General features: G+C 70.4%; 23 protein-coding genes. 10 read left to right on the top strand and 13 right to left on the bottom strand.

From position 1 onward, the window contains the following. Positions 1 to 18: 18 nt before the first annotated feature. From DFR72_RS22780 to DFR72_RS47055, 7 genes are all read right to left on the bottom strand, one after another. The gene (locus tag DFR72_RS22780) at positions 19 to 1,815 is read right to left on the bottom strand and encodes an ABC transporter ATP-binding protein (RefSeq protein WP_090064767.1); all 1,797 of its coding nucleotides are present in this window, start codon (positions 1,813 to 1,815) and stop codon (positions 19 to 21) included. A gap of 38 nt (positions 1,816 to 1,853) precedes the next feature. Beyond that, entirely contained in the window at positions 1,854 to 2,882 is a 1,029-nt protein-coding gene (locus DFR72_RS22775) for an iron-siderophore ABC transporter substrate-binding protein (protein ID WP_211335492.1), read from the bottom strand. Between the two features lie 93 nt (positions 2,883 to 2,975). Next, positions 2,976 to 3,809: an ABC transporter ATP-binding protein gene (locus DFR72_RS22770; RefSeq protein ID WP_090064765.1), complete on the bottom strand. Its 834-nt coding sequence runs from the start codon at positions 3,807 to 3,809 to the stop codon at positions 2,976 to 2,978. Positions 3,810 to 3,838: 29 nt separating this feature from the next. Then, complete coding sequence (locus DFR72_RS22765) at positions 3,839 to 4,903, bottom strand: FecCD family ABC transporter permease (RefSeq protein WP_090064764.1); 1,065 nt, start codon at positions 4,901 to 4,903, stop codon at positions 3,839 to 3,841. Continuing rightward, entirely contained in the window at positions 4,900 to 5,955 is a 1,056-nt protein-coding gene (locus DFR72_RS22760; RefSeq protein ID WP_090065219.1) for a FecCD family ABC transporter permease, read from the bottom strand. Before DFR72_RS22760 ends, DFR72_RS22765 begins: the two co-directional genes overlap by 4 nt. 41 nt (positions 5,956 to 5,996) lie before the next feature. Beyond that, positions 5,997 to 6,440 (bottom strand): hypothetical protein, encoded by a 444-nt coding sequence (locus DFR72_RS22755; RefSeq protein WP_090064763.1) that lies wholly within the window; start codon positions 6,438 to 6,440, stop codon positions 5,997 to 5,999. Positions 6,441 to 6,627: 187 nt separating this feature from the next. Then, positions 6,628 to 7,014 carry a hypothetical protein gene (locus tag DFR72_RS47055; protein WP_114773734.1) on the bottom strand — a complete coding sequence of 129 codons (387 nt, stop codon included), beginning with the start codon at positions 7,012 to 7,014 and terminating at the stop codon, positions 6,628 to 6,630. A 279-nt stretch (positions 7,015 to 7,293) separates the two neighbouring features. Between DFR72_RS47055 and DFR72_RS47050 the strand changes: the two genes are divergently transcribed. Together DFR72_RS47050 and DFR72_RS22740 are read left to right on the top strand one after the other, a co-directional pair. Continuing rightward, entirely contained in the window at positions 7,294 to 7,587 is a 294-nt protein-coding gene (locus DFR72_RS47050) for a DUF3099 domain-containing protein (protein ID WP_114773747.1), read from the top strand. Further along, the gene (locus DFR72_RS22740; RefSeq protein ID WP_170176355.1) at positions 7,584 to 7,964 is read left to right on the top strand and encodes an NAD(P)-binding protein; all 381 of its coding nucleotides are present in this window, start codon (positions 7,584 to 7,586) and stop codon (positions 7,962 to 7,964) included. Before DFR72_RS47050 ends, DFR72_RS22740 begins: the two co-directional genes overlap by 4 nt. Here the strand turns inward: DFR72_RS22740 and DFR72_RS22735 are convergent. After that, on the bottom strand, positions 7,961 to 9,292 hold the full coding sequence (locus DFR72_RS22735) for a TIGR01777 family oxidoreductase (RefSeq protein WP_090064760.1): 1,332 nt from the start codon (positions 9,290 to 9,292) through the stop codon (positions 7,961 to 7,963). The two genes, DFR72_RS22740 and DFR72_RS22735, sit on opposite strands and share 4 nt — an antisense overlap. A gap of 174 nt (positions 9,293 to 9,466) precedes the next feature. On the opposite strand from DFR72_RS22735, the gene DFR72_RS22730 reads away from it, so the two are divergent. Then, positions 9,467 to 10,132, top strand: coding sequence for a lytic polysaccharide monooxygenase auxiliary activity family 9 protein (locus DFR72_RS22730; RefSeq protein WP_090064759.1), 666 nt, complete (start codon positions 9,467 to 9,469; stop codon positions 10,130 to 10,132). A gap of 52 nt (positions 10,133 to 10,184) precedes the next feature. On the opposite strand, the gene DFR72_RS22725 is transcribed toward DFR72_RS22730, so the two are convergent. The 3 genes from DFR72_RS22725 to DFR72_RS22715 all read right to left on the bottom strand — a co-directional run bounded on the left by DFR72_RS22725 (position 10,185) and on the right by DFR72_RS22715 (position 14,580). Then, positions 10,185 to 12,497, bottom strand: coding sequence for a beta-L-arabinofuranosidase domain-containing protein (locus DFR72_RS22725; RefSeq protein ID WP_090064758.1), 2,313 nt, complete (start codon positions 12,495 to 12,497; stop codon positions 10,185 to 10,187). Positions 12,498 to 12,672: 175 nt separating this feature from the next. Beyond that, on the bottom strand, positions 12,673 to 14,139 hold the full coding sequence (locus DFR72_RS22720) for a catalase (RefSeq protein ID WP_090064757.1): 1,467 nt from the start codon (positions 14,137 to 14,139) through the stop codon (positions 12,673 to 12,675). An 18-nt stretch (positions 14,140 to 14,157) separates the two neighbouring features. Next, entirely contained in the window at positions 14,158 to 14,580 is a 423-nt protein-coding gene (locus DFR72_RS22715) for a Fur family transcriptional regulator (protein WP_090064756.1), read from the bottom strand. An 88-nt stretch (positions 14,581 to 14,668) separates the two neighbouring features. On the opposite strand from DFR72_RS22715, the gene DFR72_RS22710 reads away from it, so the two are divergent. Continuing rightward, positions 14,669 to 15,346 carry an MOSC domain-containing protein gene (locus DFR72_RS22710; protein ID WP_090064755.1) on the top strand — a complete coding sequence of 226 codons (678 nt, stop codon included), beginning with the start codon at positions 14,669 to 14,671 and terminating at the stop codon, positions 15,344 to 15,346. Positions 15,347 to 15,352: 6 nt separating this feature from the next. Here DFR72_RS22710 and DFR72_RS22705 read toward each other — a convergent pair whose 3' ends face one another. Continuing rightward, complete coding sequence (locus DFR72_RS22705) at positions 15,353 to 15,979, bottom strand: MarR family winged helix-turn-helix transcriptional regulator (RefSeq protein ID WP_090064754.1); 627 nt, start codon at positions 15,977 to 15,979, stop codon at positions 15,353 to 15,355. 157 nt (positions 15,980 to 16,136) lie between these two features. On the opposite strand from DFR72_RS22705, the gene DFR72_RS22700 reads away from it, so the two are divergent. The 6 genes from DFR72_RS22700 (at position 16,137) to DFR72_RS22675 (ending at position 20,255) form a co-directional block, all read left to right on the top strand. Next, the gene (locus DFR72_RS22700) at positions 16,137 to 16,727 is read left to right on the top strand and encodes a protoglobin domain-containing protein (protein WP_090064753.1); all 591 of its coding nucleotides are present in this window, start codon (positions 16,137 to 16,139) and stop codon (positions 16,725 to 16,727) included. A 4-nt stretch (positions 16,728 to 16,731) separates the two neighbouring features. Next, a complete protein-coding gene (locus DFR72_RS22695; protein ID WP_211335491.1) occupies positions 16,732 to 17,259 on the top strand; it encodes a thioredoxin domain-containing protein in 528 nt (175 codons plus the stop codon). 33 nt (positions 17,260 to 17,292) lie between these two features. Further along, complete coding sequence (locus DFR72_RS22690) at positions 17,293 to 17,832, top strand: carboxymuconolactone decarboxylase family protein (RefSeq protein ID WP_090064752.1); 540 nt, start codon at positions 17,293 to 17,295, stop codon at positions 17,830 to 17,832. 128 nt (positions 17,833 to 17,960) lie between these two features. Then, positions 17,961 to 18,413 (top strand): hypothetical protein, encoded by a 453-nt coding sequence (locus DFR72_RS22685; RefSeq protein WP_090064751.1) that lies wholly within the window; start codon positions 17,961 to 17,963, stop codon positions 18,411 to 18,413. Positions 18,414 to 18,450: 37 nt separating this feature from the next. Beyond that, positions 18,451 to 19,611, top strand: a complete 1,161-nt coding sequence (locus DFR72_RS22680) for a sensor histidine kinase (protein WP_245983371.1) — start codon at positions 18,451 to 18,453, stop codon at positions 19,609 to 19,611. Next, entirely contained in the window at positions 19,611 to 20,255 is a 645-nt protein-coding gene (locus DFR72_RS22675) for a response regulator (RefSeq protein WP_090064750.1), read from the top strand. Before DFR72_RS22680 ends, DFR72_RS22675 begins: the two co-directional genes overlap by 1 nt. Here DFR72_RS22675 and DFR72_RS22670 read toward each other — a convergent pair. Next, positions 20,248 to 20,709: an RDD family protein gene (locus DFR72_RS22670; protein ID WP_170176354.1), complete on the bottom strand. Its 462-nt coding sequence runs from the start codon at positions 20,707 to 20,709 to the stop codon at positions 20,248 to 20,250. The genes DFR72_RS22675 and DFR72_RS22670 overlap by 8 nt on opposite strands. Between the last annotated feature and the right edge of the window lie 33 nt (positions 20,710 to 20,742).

The following is a 20,742-nucleotide window of genomic DNA, read 5'->3' as shown; positions in this document are numbered from 1 at the left end:
CGGTGAAGGAAGCCTAACCTAAGTACTTGTCGTTCCGAATCGCCAAGCGGCCCAAAGGGCGGCGTAACGCCCGTCACGCGCCACAAGTTCTTCGTGTGTCCCCTGTTCCAGCACACGACCTGCGTCGAGGACGGCGATGCGGTCCGCGGCGATCGCCTGGGTCAGGCGGTGCGCGACCAGGAGCGTGGTGCGGCCCCGGCACGCCGCGAGCGCCGCTCGTTCCAGGGCGGCGGCACCCTGGCTGCCCGCCTCGGCCGTCGACTCGTCCAGCACGACGACGGGGGAGCGGCCGAGCACCAGGCGGGCCAGCGCGATCTGGGCGACCTTGGTCACGTCGAGGCGTTCGCCGCCCTCGCCGACATCGGTCCGCAGGCCCTGCGGCAACGCCTCGACCCACGAATCCGCGCCCACGGTCCGCAGCGCGTCCATCAGTTCGTCGTCGGTCGCGTCCGGTGCGGCCAGCCGGAGGTCCTCGGCCAGCGGACCGGCGAACACGTGCGCTTCCTGGGTCAGGATGCTGACGAGCGCGCGGGCCCCCGCCTCGTCCAGACCGGCGAGGTCGGAGGAGCCGATGTGCACGGAGCCGGTCAGCGGCGTGCCGGTCCCGGCGACCAGGGCCGCCAGGGTCGTCTTGCCCGCACCGGTCGCGCCGACGAGCGCGAGCGACGTTCCCGCCGGGATCTCCAGGTCGACGTCCCGCAGCACGTCGTGCTCGGATTCGGGATACCGGAAGGAAAGGCCGCGCACCGAAACCGGAAGCGGCTGAGCGTTCGCGTCGACCGCCACCGCGCTGCGCACGAGTTCGTCGCCGTCGGACTCGGTGGTCACGCCGACCAGTCGCGTCAGGCCCGCGCCGGACTTCTGCGCCTCGTCGAAGAAGGCCATGATGAGGCCGAGCGGGACGAACAACTTGTGGAACAGCAGAGCCGCGACGGAGACCTGGCCCAGCGACGACTGCCCGTTGGTCACCAGGAGGTAGCCGACGACGATGATCAGGCCGAGCCCGATGAACTCGGCGCGGTTCTCCCGGCCGATGAACCGGCCGAAGAACCGGAAGACCTCGATGCCGATGTTGCGCACCCGCCACGACTCGGCGGTCACCTTGTCCCGGAACGCGTTCTCCAGGCGGTAGGCGCGCACGGTCGCGATGCCGTCGAGGCCGCTGATCAACGCCTGCGCGCGATCGGCCTGCGCCTCGGACCGGGCGCGGTAGAGAGGCTGCGACCGGGGCAGGTACCAGCGCAACGCCAGCCAGTACGCGGGAAGCGCGCACGCGCCGGCGAGACCGAGCCGCCAGTCGAGGCCGAACATGCCGGCGGTCGCGATCACGACCAGCACGACCGCCGAGAAGATCGTCGGAATGGCCGTGCGGAAACCCTTGGAGATGACGGCGACGTCCTCACCGACGCGCGAGAGCACGTCACCGCGGCCGACCTCCTCGATCCGCGCGCTCGGCATCCCGAGCACCGCGCGCACCGCGCCTTCCCGCAGGCGCGCCAGCATCTCCGCGCCCACCCGGCCGACGAGGTAGGTCGAGACCGCGGTCATGGCCGCGCCGGCCAGCGCCGAGACGACCGTCGCGATGCCGATCGTCCAGAGGATCGACGCGTCGCGGCCCTGCACGACGCCGTCCACGACGGTGCCCAGCAGGAACACCGGGACGATCTGCAGCACCGCCCCGGCCACCGTCGCCACGATCGTGGCGATCGGCAGACCGGGGGCGGAACGGCAGTGGTCGTACACCCAGCGAGAGGCCTCCCGCCCGGACGCCGTGCGCAGGATCTTCGTCTGCGCGCCGGAGACGCTCGTGGTCACGAGGGGAGGCCTTTCGCTGGAACTGTTGTGTCAGAACATCAGCCGACGGACTTGGCGGCCTTCACGAGCTCGTCCACCGCGTACGGCATGGACGCCAGGGTCGCCTGCGAGATCGCGGCACCGACGGCCGCGCCCTCGCTGTCGAGGATGTAGTGGACCTTGCCGGCCTTGACCGCGGGCAGGTTGTTGAAGAGCTCGAAACCCTTGAGCGCCTTCAGGTCCGCCTCGTCGTTGATGATGAAGATGCGGTCGACGTTCATCACGTCGATGCGCTCGGGGGACAGCGACACGAAGAACTTGCCCGCCGCGAGCTCGTCGACCTTCGTGTTGGGCTTGAAGCCGAGACCGGTGGTGACCTGCGCGCGCACGTCGGTCGTGGCGAACGGGCCGATGGCGTCCTTGTACCAGGACGCGACGACCGCGGTCTCGTTCGCCCAGGCCGGGTTCGCCTTCTTGGCGTCGGCGATCTTGTCGTCGATCGCCTTGATGGCCTTGGCGCCCTCGTCACCCTTGCCGACCGCCTTCGCGACCTGCAGCGCGTTGTCCTGCCACTTGGCGGAGAAGGGCTCCTTCTCCTCCTTGGTGCGGCCGACCGTCGGGGCGATCTTGGTGAGCTTGTCGTACCACTCCTGCGTCGCCTCGGAGTAGACCGCGACGATCAGGTCCGGGCGCAGCTCGGCGATCTTCTCGAAGTTCGGCTCGGTGTCACCGTTCTTCATGATGACCTCGGGCGTGACCGAACCCCACTTGTCCTTCACCCACGGCCACTGGGTGTTGATGTCGGGCTTCTTGCCGTCGGGGTTCGGGTACTGGTCGACCATGCCGACCGGGACGACGCCCAGCGCGAGCAGGGTCTGTTCGTCGGTGTAGCCGAGGGAGACGACGCGCTTGGGCGCTTCCTTGATCTCCGTCGTGCCGAAGAAGTGCTCGACCTTGGTCGGGAACGAGCCACCGGAGGCGTTGCCCGCGTCCGGGGTCGTGGCAGGCGTGGAAGAACCGCACCCGGCGAGGACGCTGGCACCGACCACCGCGGCTGCTGCCACAGCGGTCAGTCGCTTCCAGGTCATGGTCGTTCTCTGGCCCATTCGGCACCTCGTTCTTCGCTGCCCACGCGGCGGGGGAAATTAGGACAGGCGAACCTTATCACCGGTTAGGGCAGGCTAACTTGGTTCTTGGTCACTCTTCGATACCACGTGGGTCCGGCCGATGGGCACGATCAGCGGACGCTCGCTGACGGGGTCGTCGATCACCTTCGCCTGCAGGCCGAACGTGTCCAGCAACAACTCGCTCGTGATCACCTGGCTCGGATGTCCCTGCGCGACGATCGATCCCGACTTCATCACGATCAGGTTGTCGCTGTACCGAACGGCCAGGTTCAGGTCGTGCAGGACCATGACGATCGTGCAGCCGCCCTCGTGCAGGTCGTCGACGAGGTCGATCACGTCGATCGCGTGCGCGAGGTCGAGATAGGTCGTCGGTTCGTCCAGCAGCAGCAGGTCGGTGCCCTGCGCGAGGGTCATGGAGATCCACACCCGCTGCCGCTGGCCGCCCGAGAGCGAGTCGACGGGGCGGTGGGCGAGATCGGCCACGCCGGTCATGTGCAGCGCCTTGGCGACGACGTCCGCGTCGTCGCTCGACCACTGGCGCACCCAGCTCTGGTGCGGGTGCCGGCCGCGGGCGACCAGGTCGGCGACCGTCAGTCCTTCCGGCGCGATCGGGGTCTGCGGGAGCAGGCCCATCCTCTTCGCGACGTCCTTGGTCCTCAGCCGCGCGATGTCGCCGCCGTCGAGCAGCACCGTGCCCTGGCGCGGTTTGAGCAACCGCGCCAGCGTCCGCAGCAGCGTCGACTTGCCGCAGCCGTTCGGCCCGATGACCGTGGTGATCACCCCGGTCGGGATGGCGACGTCCAGGTTGTCGAGCACGACCCGGTCGGCGTACCCGACCGTGACGCCCTCGGCCCCCAGTCGGGCGGCATCGTTGCGCAGCGCGGTCATAGGTCAACCTTACTTAATGCAGGCTTACCTCAGGCCGCGCGTCTGAGGTTCGAGCGCACCAGCAGGTAGACGAGGAACGGACCGCCGATGATCGCCGTGACGATGCCGACCGGCAGGTCGTTCGGCAGGACCGTCCGCGCGATCAGGTCCGACCCGATCAGCAGCACCGCGCCGAACAACCCCGACGCGACCACCGGAGGCACGGGGGAGCGCACCAGCCGCATGGCGATCTGCGGCGCGACCAGTGCCACGAAAGGCACCGGACCTGCGGCGGAGACCGCGACACCGGCCAGCAGCACCGCGCAGAGCAGGAGCACCGCGCGCACGGCCGAGTAGCGCACGCCGAGCCCCGCGGCGACGTCGTCACCGAAGTGCATGGGCTGCATCTGGAACGCGACCACCAACACGACGACGACCAGCACCGCCATGATCCAGAGCGACGCCCACACCTCGGTCCACGACCGCGAGTCGAGCGACCCGACGAGCCACCGCTGCGCGCGGGCGACGTCGCGGATGTCCGCGAGCACCAGCAGCCACGTCGTGAGCGCCTGCATGACCGCGCTGACCGAGACACCGATGAGGATCAGCCGGAACCCGTCGATGCCCTTCTTCCACGCCATGAAGTAGACGAGCAGGCCGGTCACCAGCCCGCCGGTGAGCGCGGCCGTGGAGAGCCCGAAGGCGCTGCCGATCGCCGAGCCGCCGCTGGCCGTCACGACGAAGACCGCCGTTGCGCTGGCGCCGCCGGTGATGCCGAGGACGTCCGGGCTGGCCAGCGCGTTGCGGGCGATCGACTGGGTCAGCGCTCCCGAGATGCCGAGCGCGACGCCGGCGATGACCCCGACCAGGGCCCGCGGCATCCGCAGGTCCATGACCACGAACTCGTCGACCCGCTCGCCCTGCCCGATGAGCGTCCTGAACACCGCGGGCAGTTCGATGGTGAAGTCGCCGACCGCGATCGACACGCAGAAGATCAGGAACGTCAGCGCCGCCAGCACGACCGTGACGAGCACGGTCCACGGCCGCCAGACCCAGGACCAGGCGCCGACGCGGACGCCGCGGTGCATTTCGGGTGCTTCCGGTGCGGTGGTCATGCCTGCCTGAACTTCCCGAGCCAGACCAGCACCGCGAAGAACGGGGCGCCGAGGAGTGCGATGACGATGCCTGCCTGCAGTTCGGCGGGACGCACGACGAGCCGGCCCGCGATGTCGCCGAGCAGCAGCACGCCCGCGCCGAGCAACCCCGCGTACGGCACCAGCCAGCGGTAGTCCGGCCCGGTGAGCCACCGCGCGACGTGCGCGACCATCAGGCCGAGGAAGGCGATCGGCCCGCACGCCGCCGTGGCCGCGCCCGCGAGCAGCGTGACGGCCAGGACGCCGACCGTGCGGCCGGCCGCGATGTTCACGCCGAGGCCGCGCGCGACGTCGTCACCGAGGTTGAGCAGGTTGATCACCGGCAGGTTGATCAGCGCCAGCACGAGACCGACGCCCATGAAGATCGACGCGACCGTGATCACGTCGAACCCGACGCCCTGCACCGAGCCCGCGTTCCAGAACCGCAGCACGTCGAGCGTCTGCTTGTCGCCCAGCGCGACCGCGGTCGTCATCGCGGCCAGGAACACCGTGACGCCCTGCCCGGCCAGCGCGAGCGTGAGGGGGTTGCCCGCGCCGCGTCCGAGGCTCGAGAGCCCGAACACCACCACGCCCGCCACCGCGGCCCCGAGGAACGCGAACCACATGTACTGGACCGGGTTCTGCAGGCCGAACAGGTAGACCGAGAGCACCACGGCGAACGACGCCCCGGAGTTGACGCCGAGCAGGCCGGTGTCCGCGATGGGGTTGCGGGTGTGCCCCTGGATCAACGCGCCCGCGACACCGAGCCCGATGCCCGCCACGATCGCGAGCACCGTCCGCGGCACGCGCAGCGTCTGCACGATCAGCGTGATCTCGACGAGCCGCTGGTCGTCGCCGGGGTCACCGAACAACCCCTGCCACACCTCGGCCGGGGTGAGCGACCGCGCGCCGATCACCAGCGAGAGCACCGCCCCTGCGGCGAGCAGCACCAGCAGGCCCGCCAGCCCGAGCCGGCGCCGCCGGTGCGGGCTCTCCCCAGGTGCGGCCTCGTGCCCGCGTTGCTCCACGACCATGCTCACGACGGGCTACGTTAGCTCCCGTCCGGCCCGTTCGGTCAGGGCACCCTTACCTCGATCGCCCGCACGGTCTTCTCCAGAGCCCCGCCGAGCACCTTCCGCCCGAGCAGCCCGAGCGAGAGACCGAGCAGTTTCCCCTTGAGGTTCTTGCCTTCCCGCACCACCTCGGCGTGCACGAGGGTCGTGCCGCCGGCCTGCTTCGTGAACGTGTAGGTGTGGCCGGACCGCCCGCCCCACACGTTGGAGTCCACGGTGGTCAGCACGACGCGGCCGGGGTCGGACCAGTCGTAGCGCAGGCGCTCCCAGATGCCGCCGGACCCCTCGGTCACGTCCGCGAACGTGTCGCCCCGCTCGTGCACCCGCAGGTCGGCGTCGGCGCTGTTGGGGAAGAGGTCCGCGCGGCCGGGGCCGAAGTCGGTGAGCCCGGCGACGAACTCCTCGGGCGTCGCGGTGGTCTGCTGGGTCAGGGTGATGGTGGGCATGTCGTCCGCTCCTCGTGTTGCTGTTGCAGGAGTCAGACTTCCCGGGCCAGGGTGTCGTTCGCGCCCGTGGATGTCCCTGGTCGCAGGTGCTCGCGCAGGCGGGAGAGGTAGCCGTGCAGCGCGGCGCGCGATCGCCGCGGAGGCCCGGTGCCCCAGACGCACGGTCAGCTGCGTCATGGTCACGGCCTCAGCTGTCCTTCGCGACGGAGAGGAGCGACACGACGGCCAGCCCGGTGTTGACGGCGGAGATGATCGTGGTCAGCTTCGCCGCCTTGGGCGGCAGTTCGCCGCGCCTTCCGGCGTAGACGGCGGCGGCGGTGTCCGTGGCGTGGATCAGCACGGCCTGGCGCAGGACCCGGCGGGCGTGGGCATCGGTGCTCTTGAGCGTCAGCAGGTCGACACCCAGGACGAGCGTGCGGATGCCGAACATGCGGGCGGGGTAGACGAACCTCCTGTCGTCGCCCAGTTCGTCACCCAGGCTCTTCGCCATCCGGTCCGCGGCGACCAGGCCGAGGGCACCGTTGAAGATCCGGACGCAGGCCAGAGTGGTCCGCGTGACATCGCCCAGCTTCATGCCGCCACCTCGTGTCGATCTTCAGTTTCACGGAGTCCAGGAGAAGCGGGCGGCGAGCCACTGCTCCGGCGACGACCGCGACGCCGAGCGTCGCGGGCCTCACCTCCGCAGCTCCTCGACGTGCCGCGCCAGCTCCGGGTCCATGAAGTCGTTCAACCTCAGTCGCACCGGGGCATCCCCTGCCGTGTTCGTGCGTCGAGTCAACCAGCCGACGTGACCCAGCAGACACGAACCCGATCGGCCGCCGATGCGAACGTCCAGGAGAACGGAGGTGTTGCTGTGAACTCGCAGAGGCGAGAAGACCCCGTGCTGATCACCTCGGCCGCCCCGTCGTACCAGGAACAGCTCGCCGCGCGGCGCCGCAGGTACGCCCTGATGATGAGCCTGCGCATCCCGTGCATCGTGCTGGCCGTCGTGTTCGCGAAGATCTGGTGGCTCGCTCTCATCCTGATCCTGCTGTCCGTTCCGCTGCCGTGGATGGCCGTCCTCATCGCGAACGACCGGCCGCCGCGCAAGGCCGAGAAGCCGCAGCGCCTCGAACGGACGCGCCGCGCGATCGAGGAGCCGCGGTGATCGGACTCACGGTGGTGGTCGGCTACGGGGACGCGGCGCTGGACGTCCTGCGGCACCTCCCGTTGCACGTCGAGAAACCCGACGTCGTGGTGATCGACCCCGACGCGATCGCGCTGACCGCCGCGCTGGCCAACGGCGCCAGGGTCGTGCGGGGCGACGGACGGGACATCTGCGCGTTGCGGCAGGCCCAGGCGCAGTTCGCGGCACGGGTGGTCGTCGCCGTCCCCGACGACAGGGACGGCCTGCTGATCACCATGGCCGCGCGCGGCCTCAACCCGTCGGCGATCATCGTCGCGGCGGTCCGCGACTCGGCCAACCAGGAGCTGTTCGCCAGGCTGGGCGCGGACGACGTCTTCGTGCGCGCCCGATCCGCTTAGTTCAAGGGCACGCGGCCCAGCACGTGCCGCAATGCCGGTTCCAGGTCCGGGTACCGGAACCTGTGACCGGCCTTGGCCAGCGCGGCGGGCCGGACCAGCTGGCTCGCCTCGGCCAGTTCGCGCGCGCCCTGCTCACCCAGCAGGAGCTTCGGCCCGAACGACGGCACCGGCAGCAGCGCGGGACGGTGCAGCACCTTCGCGAGCGTGGCGGCGTAGGTGCTGTTGCGCACGGCATCGGGGGCGACGGCGTTGACCGGGCCGCTGAGTTCGCTGTCGTAGAGCGCGCGGTGATAGACGTCGACGAGGTCGTCCATGCCGATCCAGGACTGCCACATCCGCCCGTCGCCGAGCCGCCCGCCCAGCCCGGCGGCGAACAGCGGGTGGAAGAGCCGCAGCGTGCCGCCGTCGGGGGACTGGACCAGCCCGGTGCGGACGTTCACCACGCGCACCCCGGCCGACGCGGCCGGTTCGGTGGCCGCCTCCCAGCCGGCGACCAGGTCCGCGAGGAAACCCTCGCCTCGTTCGCTGTCCTCGGTGAGCTCCTCGTCGCCGCGGTCAGGGCCGTAGAAGCCGATCGCGGACGCGCTGACGAACACCGGCACACCGGTGGCGGCGGCCAGTTCGGCGAGTGCCCTGGTCGGTCCGATCCTGGACGAACGGATCGCCCGCCGGTGCGCTTCGGTGAACCTGCCCGCGATCGACGCGCCCGCCAGGTGGACCACAGCGTCCACATCGGACAGCAGGTCGGGTGCCGGGCGATCGGTGTCCCAGCGCCGCTCGTCCGGGGCGGCGGGGGAGTGGCGGACCAGCTTCACCACCCGGTGGCCCGCCGTGCTCAGGAACGACCACAGCGCCGTGCCCACGAACCCGCTGCCGCCGGTGATCGCCACCGTGAGCGGCCGGTCGCCCGCCTTCCGTGCCGAGGCCTGAGCTGCCAGGTCGGCGGCGAGCTGGCGGTGCCGGTAGGCGAACATCGACCGCAGCAGCGCACCGGGAACAGGCGTCTCCACGCGGTCGGTCATCCGCGTCCGCTCGCCCTCCGCCGCGAACTCGTGGGTGTGCCGCCATTTCAGCGCCCAGCTCAGCGGCGCGGAGTCCAGTTCGTCGACGAACCGGTGCGGCGGCTCGAAGCCGGTGTGCCGTGCGCCCCAGCGCAGTCCGAGCGGCAACCCCAGCACGGCGCGGCCGCCGTCGAGGGTGCTCGCCTCGCTCACGACTCCCACCGGCTGCCACGGCGGCGAGAGCCGGTGGATGGCGCCCGGCCGCGCGTGCCAGCCGAACACCTCGTCGAGGGGAGCGTCGACCACGCTGGAGAAGATCAGGGACATGCTCCCCACGCTAAGTGCGCCCCGGAGCGTCCGCTTGATGGATTCGCCGGACAAGTGATCACTCCGCGTGCCCTTGTGATCTCGCAGAGTCATCTGTAGGGTTAATGATCTGGGAGCGCTCCCAATCCGCCGCTGCTGTGTGAACGTCGATCATCGGAGATCGGAGGCTCATTCATGCGCACGCGCAACAGCACCTTCGGGTCGCGCACCAGACGGCGGGGCTTCATCGCACTCGTCATCAGCGCGCTGGTCTGCACGTTCCTCTGGACGCCCACGGCGTCCGCCCACGGCACGATCGTCGGACCGGCCACCCGTGCCTACCAGTGCTGGCAGACGTGGGGCAGCCAGCACACGAACCCGGCCATGCAGCAACAGGACCCCATGTGCTACCAGGCCTTCCAGGCCAATTCCGACACCATGTGGAACTGGATGAGCGCGCTGCGGGACGGCCTGGGCAGGAACTACCAGGGGGCCACGCCGGACGGGCAGCTCTGCAGCAACGCCCTGACGCGCAACAACTCCCTGAACACGCCCGGCCGGTGGAAGACCACCAGCCTGGGCAGCAGCTTCTCGATGCACCTGCACGACCAGGCCAGTCACGGAGCTGACTTCCTGCGCGTCTACATCAGCAAGAACGGGTTCGACCCGACCACCCAGCGCCTGGGTTGGGGCAACCTGGACTTCATCACGCAGACCGGCAGGTTCGCCCCGGCCAAGGACATCAGGTTCAACGTCCAGACCTCCGGCGCGTACCGCGGCCACCACGTGGTGTTCACGATCTGGCAGGCCTCACACCTGGACCAGGCGTACATGTGGTGCAGTGACGTGAACTTCGGCTAAGAGCCGACGTGGTGCGTGTCCCCGGGAACCACCGGGGACACGCACCACGCGTTCAGTTCGCGACCAGGCGCCAGCGGTTGTCCGCGGAGCCGTTGTCGGAGTCCTGCACGACCTGCGCCCCCGCGGTGGTGGAGCCGTTGAGGACGCCGAGCAGCTTGCCGCTGTGGGCGTTGCGGACCTTGTAGGTGCCGTCTCCGTTGGAGACGAGCGTCCACCTGTGGTCGGCGGTGCCGTTGTCGGACCACTGCAGGACGCGGGCGTTGTCGGCGGTGGACATGTTCTCCACGCCGAGGACCTTGCCGCTGTGGACGTTGCGCAGCCGCACGTCGGACCCGTCGGTGATGATCTGCCAGTTGTGGTCGGCGGTTCCGCTGTCGTGCCACTGCACGGCGAGGCCACCGTCCGCCGTGGACATGTTCTGGACGCCCAGCACCATGCCGGTGCCCGCGTTGACCAGCCGGTGGCTCGCGGTGGCGGCGCCGGTGTTCCAGTAGACGTTGTAGTTGAAGCCGTGGGCGTCGTGGAACGGCCCGAGGTTCACCCGCGTCCCGTTCGCGGTCGCGGTGAACGCCAAGGACGTCGTGCTGGTGCGCGTGACGGAGCCGACGTCCAGCGAAGGCAGCCCGGACGGCTTGGTGTCGCCGTAGTTGCCGGCGAGCACCGCCGGGCCGTAGGTCAGCGCGACGACACCGGCGTTGTCGTTGGCGGGTTGGGCGATCACGCGCATCGGCATCCGCAGCGCCACCACGTCGCCGGACGTCCACGAGCGCGTCAGGGACGCGTAGGTGCCGGGTGTCGTGGTCACGTTCTGCGCCACGCCGTTGACGCTGACGGTCGCGCCCGTGGTCCAGGCGGGGATGCGCAACCGCATCGTCCACGAGCCGGCCGCGTTGCCGGTGACGGTGAGCGTGGTGGTGTCACTCGCCGGGTAGCTCGTGGTCTGGGTGACGGTGATGCCCCGCGACGACCACGTCAGGACCGACGGCGCGTACAGGTTCACGGTGAGGGTGCTGCCGCTGAAGAAGTAGATCGAGTCGGCGAGCTTGGTGTTGGTCTCCAGCCCGGTGCCCTGGCAGCACCAGAACGTGCCGTAGTCCGTGCTCCAGTGGCCGCCGCCCCACGCAGGGCCGGTCTCGCCACGCCGGTGACCGGGGTTGAGGCCGGTGAAGTAGCAGGTGTGGCCGTGGGGGTCCGCCGGGTTCTGCTGGCCGATCAGGTGGTTGAGCAGGGCGCGCTCGTAGTAGTCGAAGTAGGCCGCCCTGCCGGGGTCGGTCAGCCACAGTTCCCGGGTCAGCCTGAGCATGTTGTAGGTGTTGCACGCCTCGCACGTGTCGGTGTTGAGGTAGGCGGCGATGGCGTTGGGGGAGCGGAAGTGCTCGGCCTGGCTGTTGCCGCCGATGACGTAGGTGTGCGCGCCGATGGTGATGTTCCAGGCGTTGAGGGCGATGTCGCGGTAGCGGGTGGTCCCCGTCGCCTTGTACTCGCGTGCCGCGCCGATCCACTTCGGCACCTGGGTGTTGGCGTGCAGGCCGTTCAGGCGGTCCTGGTTCGACGCCAGCGGGTCGAACACGGCGGCGTGGTCGAACCGCTGGGCCGTCGTCAGCCAGCGGGAGTCGCCCGTCTGCTGGTACAGGTCGGCGAGCACGGCGTTCATGCCGCCGAACTCGGTGCCCAGAACGGACTGCATGCGGCTGTAGGACAACCGGGCCGTGCGCCAGTCCACCCATCCGGCGAGGCGCAGCAGCACGTCGCGCGCCTGGGTGTTGCCGATGTGGCGCCACACGTCCAGCAACCCGGCGAGGGTCTTGTGCAGCGAGTAGTACGAGACGGCCTTGGGGGAGCCGTTCTCCAGCGCGTCGAAGTCCGACTCGGGGAAGCCCGCCAGGTAACCGGTGTTGAACCCGGCCGCCGCGTTGTTCGCCTGGCACTTGGCCAGTTCCGCGACCATCTGGTTCGCCTTGTCCCGGCACGTCGTGTCGCCCAGGACAGCCCACGCCTGCGCCCAGGCCGTGAGGAAGTGCCCCTGGCTGTGCGTGCGGAACGGGAAGTTCGGGGCCTCCCACCCGCCCAGCGCGGCGGCGCCGTTCGTGGACAGCCGGTGGTTGGCGCGGAAGTTGTAGAGCAGGCGGTCGACGTCGACGAAACGCAGGTAGGACAGCGTCCGGTTCTGGTTGTCCAGCCACCGGCCCGACGTCAGCCGGACCTCGGACAGGTCGAACGGGTAGGCCGACACGCCGGCGTCGGCGCGCACCGGCGGCACCGAGGCCGCCTGCGCGGAACCCGCCACCAGTGACGGCGCCGTGGTCGCGATGGCGGCCACACCCGCGGCTTGGAAGAGCCTGCGTCGACTCAACGATGAGGACATGAGGATGCTCCAGTGGCTCGGCGAAACTGCAGTCGCGGCGCGCAACGGAATGTAGCCACGTCGTTGCCGACAGGTCAACGCTCAATGTGAGCGTTAACTTTGAGCAACGTCGCTACCGGAAGCATCTCTCATGTCTCGATCGGTCAATACCTGTTAGCGTTCACAGAGCGGCGCTTCACAGCGCGCCGACCGCCTCGCAGGCCTTGCGGACGCCCTCGCCGTAGGCCGGATCGGCCTTGCCGCAGTGGGCGATGTGCCGTTCGACGGTCTCCTTGCGGGCGCCCTTGATGGCTCGCGCGGTGTTGTCGAACAACGCCTGCTGCTGCTCGCCCGTCATCAACCTGAACAGGTCTCCTGGCTGCTCGAAGTAGTTGTCGTCGTCCTCCCGGAAGTCGAACCGGTCCGCGGTGGCGCCGGCGCGCAGGGCCGGTTCGGCGAACGCGGGCTGCTCGGGCCAGCGGCCGAAGTTGTTCGGCTCGACACCGGGCACCCCTCCCTGGTTGCCGTCGACCCTCATGGCGCCGTCGCGGTGGTAGCTGTTCACCTGCCGCGCGCCGTTCGGGTGGTTCACCGGGATCTGGTGGTGGTTGACGCCCAGCCGGTACCGCGCGGCGTCGCCGTAGGAGAACAACCGTCCGGCCAACATCCTGTCCGGGCTGAAGGAGATGCCGGGCACGACGTTGGCCGGGCTGAAGGCGGCCTGCTCGACGTCGGCGAAGTAGTTGCCGGGATTGCGGTCGAGCCGCAGTTCGCCCGCCTCGACCAGCGGGTAGTCCTCCTTGCTCCACACCTTCGTGAGGTCGAAGGGGTGGAAGCGGTATCCGGCCGCGTCGGCCTCGGGCATGACCTGCACGTAGAGCTTCCAGACCGGGAAGTCGCCTCGCTCGACGGCCTCGTGCAGGTCGCGCTGGTGGGACTCGCGGTCGCGGCCGATCAGCGCGGCCGCCTGCTCGTCGGTCAGGTTCTCGACGCCCTGCTGGGTGCGCAGGTGGAACTTGACCCAGTGCCGGGCTCCGCCGGCGTTGACCATGCTGAAGGTGTGCGAGCCGAAGCCGTGCATGTGCCGGTAGGACTTGGGAATTCCCCGGTCGCTCATCACGATCGTCACCTGGTGCAGCGCCTCGGGCAGGTTCGTCCAGAACCCCCAGTTGTTCTCCGGGCTGCGCAGGTTGGTCCTGGGATCGCGCTTCACGGCGTGCGCGAGGTCCGGGAACTTCAGCGGGTCGCGGAAGAAGAAGACCGGCGTGTTGTTGCCGACCAGGTCCCAGTTGCCCTCGCTGGTGTAGAAGCGGGTCGAGAAACCGCGGATGTCCCGCTCGGCGTCGGCGGCGCCGCGTTCGCCCGCCACCGTCGAGAAGCGCACGAACGTCTCGCACTGGTTGCCGATCGCGCTGAACAACGCGGCGCTGGTGTAGGCGGTGAGGTCCCCGGTCACGGTGAACCTGCCGAACGCGCCGGAGCCCTTCGCGTGCATCCTGCGCTCGGGGATGACCTCCCGGTCGAAGTGGGCGAGCTTCTCCAGCAGCCACACGTCCTGCAGCAGCACGGGCCCGCGCGCTCCGGCGGTGAGGCTGTTCTGGTTGTCGGGCACCGGAGCACCGGCGGCGGTGGTCAACGGATCGGTGTTGTCTTCGAACGCCATCAGGGGAACCTTCTCCGGTCAGGGGAACTGAACGCCGGGCCGGCACGAGGGGCACAGCCCCCGGTGCAGGACCTCGGTCTCGTCGACGTGGAACCCGTGCGCCTGCGCGAACTCCGGGACAGTGGCGGTGACGCCCGGCTCGACGTCGGCCATCGCCCCGCAGCCCCGGCACACCACGTGGTCGTGGTCGTGAGCGCGCAGCTCGAAGCGGGCCCGCGGGCCCGTCTCGATCCGGCGCACCAGCCGCGCGTCCGCCAGCGCCGTCAGGACGTCGTAGACGGCCTGGGTGGAGACGGAACCGATGTCCTCGCGGACCATCCGTCCCAGCAGCTCCACGTCGGCGTGCGGATGACGCCTGAGCGCGGCCAGCACCGCGATCCGTTGTTTCGTGACCCTGAGCGAGGCCCCGCGCAACGCGGCGGCCGGGTCGGCTGTGGACACGAGAACTCCAAGTAGGTAGGACTCCTACCTACACTGTGGCATGCTGGGTGTCCCGAAGACAAGAACGGTTCCAGGAACGAGGTCCTCCATGAGTGGTGCTCACGTGGCGGTCGTGTCCACCGGTGCGGCGCGGCCGGTGCCCTGGCGGGGACGTCCGGTGACCTCCGCCATCGCGAAGTCGCCGGTGTCCGGGTCCGTCGAGGTCGGCCCGCTCGGGCTGGCGGGCGACGAGCAGGGCGACCGCGAGAACCACGGTGGACCCGACAAGGCGGTCCTGCTCTACCCCGGCGAGCACTACGCGGCATGGGCGGAGGAGGTCGGCGAACTCGCCATGCCCGCGTTCGGCGAGAACCTCACCACGTCCGGACTGCTGGAGAGCGACGTCGTGCTCGGGTCCGTCTACTCGGCCGGCTCCGTGCTGCTGCAGGTCAGCCAGCCCCGCCGGCCCTGCTACAAACTCGCCGCGCACCACGGGATCGCGGACATGGCCGTGCGCACCCAGCGCAGCGGACGCACGGGGTTCTACTGCCGGGTCCTGCGGGCGGGAAGTCTCGCGGCGGGTGACGCGCTGGAGCTCACGACCAGGCCGTCGCACGGGATCACCGCGGCCGAGGTGCACCGAGTGCTCAACGTCGACCGCGACGACGAGGTCGCCGTGCGGCGACTGCTCCGGCACGCGTACGTGCTTCCCGAGTCGTGGGTGAAGCTCCTGCGTCGGCGCATCGACGGCGACCTCGAGGGCCAGGGCGCCCGCCTGGAGGGCTGAGCGGCCTCAGCCGCGCTTGCGCCGGGCCGGTGTGATCGCCGGTTCGTGCTCCGGGCAGTCCGTGCGCAGGTCCGCCAGTGGCAGTGGAATGCGCAGCAGGTGGCAGTGGTGGGGCGCGTCCGGCTCGGGGTACTCGTCGCGCCCGAAGAAGCGGCACGTCGTGCACGTGTGCGTCACGCTCACCACGCCCGCGCGCTGCAGGTCCGCGATCGCGCGCAGGAGCGTGTGCAGCGTGATCGCCCTGTCCTGTTCGGAGATCCCGGCGAGCGCGGCCGTCAGCAGATCGTCCCAGGAGGACAGTCCTCGCGCGACCTCCTGGCCGGTGGGGGTCAGCGCCAGTGAGCGGCGGCGGCCGTCCGTGCCGGGCGAGCGCGTCACGAGTTCCTTGCGCTCCAACGCGGTCACCGCGTCGGACATCGTCGGGGTGGTGACGTCGAACTCCGCGGCGAGCGCGGCCACCTCGCCGCGCGCCTGGGAGTGCCGCGCCAGCGCCAGCACGACCTGCTGCTGCAACGGCGAGAGCCCGTGCTCCCTGGCGGTGCGCTGGGCCAGTGAACGCATGCCGTGCCCGAGCCGCTCGAGCGCGTCGGCCAGCCGCCGGTCGAGCCCGGCCGTGCCGTCGGTGTCAGTCATGCGATCCGCCTCGCCAGTGGGACTTTCCACGGCGATGGTACGTGCCGGTCGCGTTGAGACCTGGATCACCTCCAGCCAAAGTGGGTAGGACTCCTACCTAGTTTGTGGCAGTCTGTGGTCACCCCACCGCGGAACTCCACCTCGTGAAGGAAGCGACATGACGTCTCCCGATCCCGTTCCGGGCTACACCCACGACGACCCCGGCCTCGCGCCGTCACCGGTCTCCGCGGCCGACCTCAAGCTGCTGAAGGCGAGCGTCCTCTTCGGACCGGCGGACCAGCAGGCGTTGCGCACGGCCGGTGAGGTCCTCAGTGGACAGATCGAGCAGGTGCTGGACGTCTGGTACGGGTTCGTCGGTTCCCACCCGCACCTGCTCGCCTACTTCTCCACGCCGGACGGCACGCCGATCGACGACTACCTGGCGCGGGTGAGGGCACGGTTCGGGCACTGGATCATCGACACCTGCACCCGCCCGTACGACGAGCGCTGGCTGGCCTACCAGCACGAGATCGCCCTGCGGCACACCGACGTGAAGAAGAACCTCACGGACGCGGCCGATTCGGTGCCGCTCATCCCGTTGCGCCACATCATCGCGTTCGTCTACCCGATCACCGCGACGATCCGGCCGTTCCTGGCCGCCGGTGGCCACGACGACGAGCAGGTCGACGCGATGTTCCAGGCCTGGTTCAAGGCGGTCACGCTGCAGGTCGCGCTCTGGTCGCAGCCCTACGCCGGCCGGGCCTGGTGACGCCGTGAGCCTCCTGCTGTCCCCGTCGAGCGGACTCCTGACACCGGCCCTGCCCTGGGAGACGACCGAATGGTTCAACAGCGAACCGTTGAACCTGGCCCAGCTGCACGGCCGCGTGGTGGTGCTCGAAGCGCTCCAGATGCTGTGTCCCAGCTGCGTGAGCCACGCCCTTCCCCAGGCCGTGCGGCTGTCCAGGACCTTCGGTGACGAACTGGCCGTCATCGGCCTGCACACCGTGTTCGAACACCACCAGGCCATGACACCGGCGAGCCTCAAGGCGTTCCTGCACGAGTACCGCATCCCGTTCCCCGTCGGTGTCGACGCGCTGCGCAGCGCGCACCCGGCACCGGTCACCTTCAGCCGTTACCGCATGCAGGGCACGCCCACCACGGTCCTCATCGACCGCGACGGCATGCTGCGCGGCCAGAAACTCGGCCCGGTCGACGACATGTCGCTCGCCTCGGCCGTCACCAGGTTGCTCGACGGCGCCGTACCGCCCGCGGTCTGCGCGATCGACGGCACCTGCACCTGATCCACCCCGTCCCACGTCCAGAGGAGAACCACCATGTCCCGCGTCGAACTCACCAACCCCGACCAGATCACCGACGAGCGCGCCGAGACCCTCGCGCAGATCAAGGGCGCCTTCGGCGTCGTGCCCAACATGTTCAAGGCCGTCGCCCACTCGCCCGCCGCGCTGCAGAGCATGTGGGCGCAGTTCGGCGCGCTGGGCAAGGGCGCGCTCGGCGCCAAGCTCGGCGAGATGGTCGCGGTCGCCGTGGCCGACCAGAACCGGTGCGATTACTGCCTCTCCGCGCACACGATGCTCGGCAAGAAGGCGGGTGCCACCGCCGAGGAGATGAGCAGCGCCCAGAACGGCGAGTCCGACGACCCGCGCACCGCCGCCGTGCTGACGCTCGCCACCACCCTGGTCGAGAAGCGCGGCCAGATCGCCGACGCCGACGTCCAGGCCGCGCGCGACGCCGGGCTGAGCCAGGAGGAGATCGTGGAGACGGTGGCGCACGTGGCCCTCAACGTGTTCACCAACTACGTCAACGTCGCCCTGGACGTCCCGGTCGACTTCACCCGCGTGGCGCTGACCCGCTGAGGGGGCGGACGGGGAGCCCGGCATGCTGGCGGTCCCGGCACACCGCCGCAACCGGGCTCTAGTCCGAAAGTACGAGATGACGATCCGGCGTGGGGCAACCGCTTTCCCGGCGCCCTAGCGTCACGATCATGACTACTGCAACGGGCAGGACCACGCCGCCGGGCACCATCATCGCGGCCTTCGTCGGGTTCCTCGCGTCGTGCGTTTTCGCCGTGACGTCCGTGGGCGTGCTCGTCGGCACGCGCGACGACCTGGTGGAGGCGCTGAGGGCGTCCGGTACGGCGATGACCGAGGAGCAACTGCAGAGCGCGGCCACGTTCACCCAGGTGCTGTTCGCGGGCATCGCGCTGGTGATCGCACTGGTGCAGCTGTGGCTCGCGTTCAAGCTCAGGTCCGGCCGCAACTGGGCGAGGATCCTGCTGACCGTGTTCACGGTGTTCCAGGTGGCATCGCTGTTCATCGGCGAGGGAACCGCGACGCTTCCGGCGTACGGCGGTGCGGCGGTCGCGGCGATGGCGGTGGTGGCGAGCTACCTGCCCGCCTCCAACGTCTACGTCGACACGGTCAAGCGGGCGGGGTAGCGGCATCCCGCGCCGGGACCGGGGCCAGAATGCCGGTATGACCGCAGGGGGAACGCCGGCGCGGCGGAGCGTGTTCGTGGCCGAGGTCGCAGCGCTGGTCGTGGCGGTGGTGGTGGACTCGGTCCTGGCGGTGCGCGGGGACGGTGCCCGGGGTGTGCTCGGCCCGCTGATCGCCACGGTCGTGCCGTACGCGGGCGAGGCCGCCGCGATCCTCGCGGTCCTGCGGCGCCGGTTCCCCCGGCGGATCGAGCTGCTGGCGGGCGCGGTCGTGGGACTGTCGCTGCTGGGCACGGCGGTCGCGGAGTTCGTGGAACGGGCTCCCGTGCGGCCGCCGGTGACGGAGGTGCTGGCGGTGCTGTTGCTGGCCGCCGCCGGTTGCCGCCGGCTCCCTCCGGCGCGGGCGGCGGTGCTCGCCATCGCCGCCTGCGTCACCGTCGTGCTCGCTCCCGTCGTGCGCTACGGCCTCGACTCGGTGTTCCCCGTGGCCGCCGCGGTGGCCTGGGGCGCCGCGCTGGTGCTGGGCCTGATCCTGCGCGACGCGGACGCCCGGCACCGCCGCGAGCTGGAACGCGTCCGCAACGAGGACCGGCTGCAGCTCGCGCGGGACCTGCACGACCTGGTGGCGCACCACGTCACCGGCATCGTGGTGCGGACCCGCGCGGCCCAGGCGCTGGCCGCCAACCCGGCGGCGCCCGTCCAGGACCCCGCCGAGCTCTACGACCATATCGAACACGCGGCGGCCGAGGCCCTGACCGCCACGCGCGGCCTGGTCGGCGTGCTGCGCAGCGACGAACCGCTGCCGTCCCCGAGCCTCGCGCTCGGTGACGTGGTGCGCGCGGCGGCGGGGGAGGCGCCGGTGCACGTGGCCGCCGACGTCGAGTCGCTTCCGTTGCCACCACAGGTTTCCGTCGCGCTGCACCGGGTGTTGCTGGAGGCGCTGACCAACGTCCGGCGCCACGCGCGTCCCACCCTCGTGCGGGTCGTGGCGCGGTCCGAGGAGGGTTTTCTGGTGCTGGAGGTCGACAACGACGGTGTGCCGCCCGGTGCCGCGGCCGAGCACGGGCACGGCATCATCGGCATGACCGAGCGCATGGCCGCGGTGGGCGGCGAGCTCACCGCGGGCCCGCACGGGGACGGCGGCTGGCGGGTGGCCGCACGGGTGCCGGACGACTTCGACGGCCTGCCGAGGGGGATCTGATGACGATCCGCGTGCTGATCGCCGACGACCAGACCCTCGTGCGCACCGGCTTCCGGCTGGTCCTCGACGCCGAGCCCGGCATCAAGGTGATCAGCGAGGCCGCCGACGGGGAGGCGGCGGTGCGCATGGCGCGGCAGCTGCGTCCCGACGTGACGCTGATGGACATCCGCATGCCGAAGCTGGACGGTCTGCGGGCCACCGAGCTGCTGGCGGGACCGGGCGTCGAGGACCCGTTGCGGGTGCTGGTCGTCACCACCTACGACGTCGACGCGAACGTCTACGCCGCGTTGCTCGCCGGGGCCTGCGGGTTCCTGGTCAAGGACGCCCGGCCGCGGTTGCTGGTGGAGGCGGTGCACGCCGCGGTGCGGGGTGAGGCGCTGGTGTCGCCCGCCGTGACGGTGCGGCTGCTCGCGCACTTCACCGCGGGCAACGGGCGCGAACACGCAGGCACCCCGCTGACCGGCCGCGAGCTCGACGCCGTGCTGGCCGTGGCACGAGGTCTGACCAACGCCGAGATCGCGGGTCACCTGAACGTCTCGCTGTCGACGGTGAAGTCGCACCTGGCCAACGCCGGCGACAAGATCGGCGCGCGCAACCGCACCGAGATCGCGATCTGGGCGTGGCGCAACGGCCTGCTCAGGTGACGGTGCGGCGCACCACGACCGTGCCGGCGACCATGTCGCCGAGTCGCTGGTTGCGGGGCGTCACGGCGATCAGCACGGCGCCGACCAGCCCCAGCAGCAACCCGTCCACCGCCATCAGCAACCACCGCACGAGGTAGGCCCGCAACGAGGGCTCGCCGCCGCGCAGCGTGGTGATCCTCAGGCCCAGCCACCGCATCGCCGGTGTCGAACCGCCGTGCCGGTGCGGGTACCACACCTCGATCCACAGCACCCCGAGCAACGACACCACCGCCACCGTCGCGAACGGCAGCACCTTGAAGACCTCCGGCGTCATGCCGAGCTTGATCAGCGGCAACGACAGCAGGACGCCGAGGACCAGGCTCACGACGGCGGCGACGACGAGGAGGGCGAACTCGATGACGTGCTGCCAGTAACGGCGCAGGACGATCGACCGGGCATCGGCATCGGTGGCCACCCGGCCATCATGCCAAGGCCCGCAACCCGCCGG

This window comes from Lentzea flaviverrucosa (genome assembly GCF_003350445.1).
Taxonomy (GTDB): Bacteria; Actinomycetota; Actinomycetes; order Mycobacteriales; family Pseudonocardiaceae; genus Lentzea; species Lentzea californiensis.
The sequence above is the reverse complement of the archived record's forward strand: the minus strand, read 5'-3'. Positions and strand labels throughout refer to the sequence as shown.

Bases quoted from the DNA above. Each gene is read 5' to 3' on its own strand.
- DFR72_RS22725 (WP_090064758.1), bottom strand. From the start codon at position 12,497: ATGTCCTCATCGTTGAGTCGACGCAGGCTCTTCCAAGCCGCGGGTGTG.
- DFR72_RS22775 (WP_211335492.1), bottom strand. From the start codon at position 2,882: ATGACCTGGAAGCGACTGACCGCTGTGGCAGCAGCCGCGGTGGTCGGT.
- DFR72_RS22705 (WP_090064754.1), bottom strand. From the start codon at position 15,979: ATGACTGACACCGACGGCACGGCCGGGCTCGACCGGCGGCTGGCCGAC.
- DFR72_RS22675 (WP_090064750.1), top strand. From the start codon at position 19,611: ATGACGATCCGCGTGCTGATCGCCGACGACCAGACCCTCGTGCGCACC.
- DFR72_RS22755 (WP_090064763.1), bottom strand. From the start codon at position 6,440: ATGCCCACCATCACCCTGACCCAGCAGACCACCGCGACGCCCGAGGAG.
- DFR72_RS47055 (WP_114773734.1), bottom strand. From the start codon at position 7,014: ATGAAGCTGGGCGATGTCACGCGGACCACTCTGGCCTGCGTCCGGATC.
- DFR72_RS22680 (WP_245983371.1), top strand. From the start codon at position 18,451: ATGACCGCAGGGGGAACGCCGGCGCGGCGGAGCGTGTTCGTGGCCGAG.
- DFR72_RS22760 (WP_090065219.1), bottom strand. From the start codon at position 5,955: ATGGTCGTGGAGCAACGCGGGCACGAGGCCGCACCTGGGGAGAGCCCG.
- DFR72_RS22685 (WP_090064751.1), top strand. From the start codon at position 17,961: ATGACTACTGCAACGGGCAGGACCACGCCGCCGGGCACCATCATCGCG.
- DFR72_RS22720 (WP_090064757.1), bottom strand. From the start codon at position 14,139: ATGGCGTTCGAAGACAACACCGATCCGTTGACCACCGCCGCCGGTGCT.
- DFR72_RS22735 (WP_090064760.1), bottom strand. From the start codon at position 9,292: ATGTCCCTGATCTTCTCCAGCGTGGTCGACGCTCCCCTCGACGAGGTG.
- DFR72_RS22700 (WP_090064753.1), top strand. From the start codon at position 16,137: ATGACGTCTCCCGATCCCGTTCCGGGCTACACCCACGACGACCCCGGC.
- DFR72_RS22765 (WP_090064764.1), bottom strand. From the start codon at position 4,903: ATGACCACCGCACCGGAAGCACCCGAAATGCACCGCGGCGTCCGCGTC.
- DFR72_RS22770 (WP_090064765.1), bottom strand. From the start codon at position 3,809: ATGACCGCGCTGCGCAACGATGCCGCCCGACTGGGGGCCGAGGGCGTC.
- DFR72_RS22690 (WP_090064752.1), top strand. From the start codon at position 17,293: ATGTCCCGCGTCGAACTCACCAACCCCGACCAGATCACCGACGAGCGC.
- DFR72_RS22730 (WP_090064759.1), top strand. From the start codon at position 9,467: ATGCGCACGCGCAACAGCACCTTCGGGTCGCGCACCAGACGGCGGGGC.
- DFR72_RS22710 (WP_090064755.1), top strand. From the start codon at position 14,669: ATGAGTGGTGCTCACGTGGCGGTCGTGTCCACCGGTGCGGCGCGGCCG.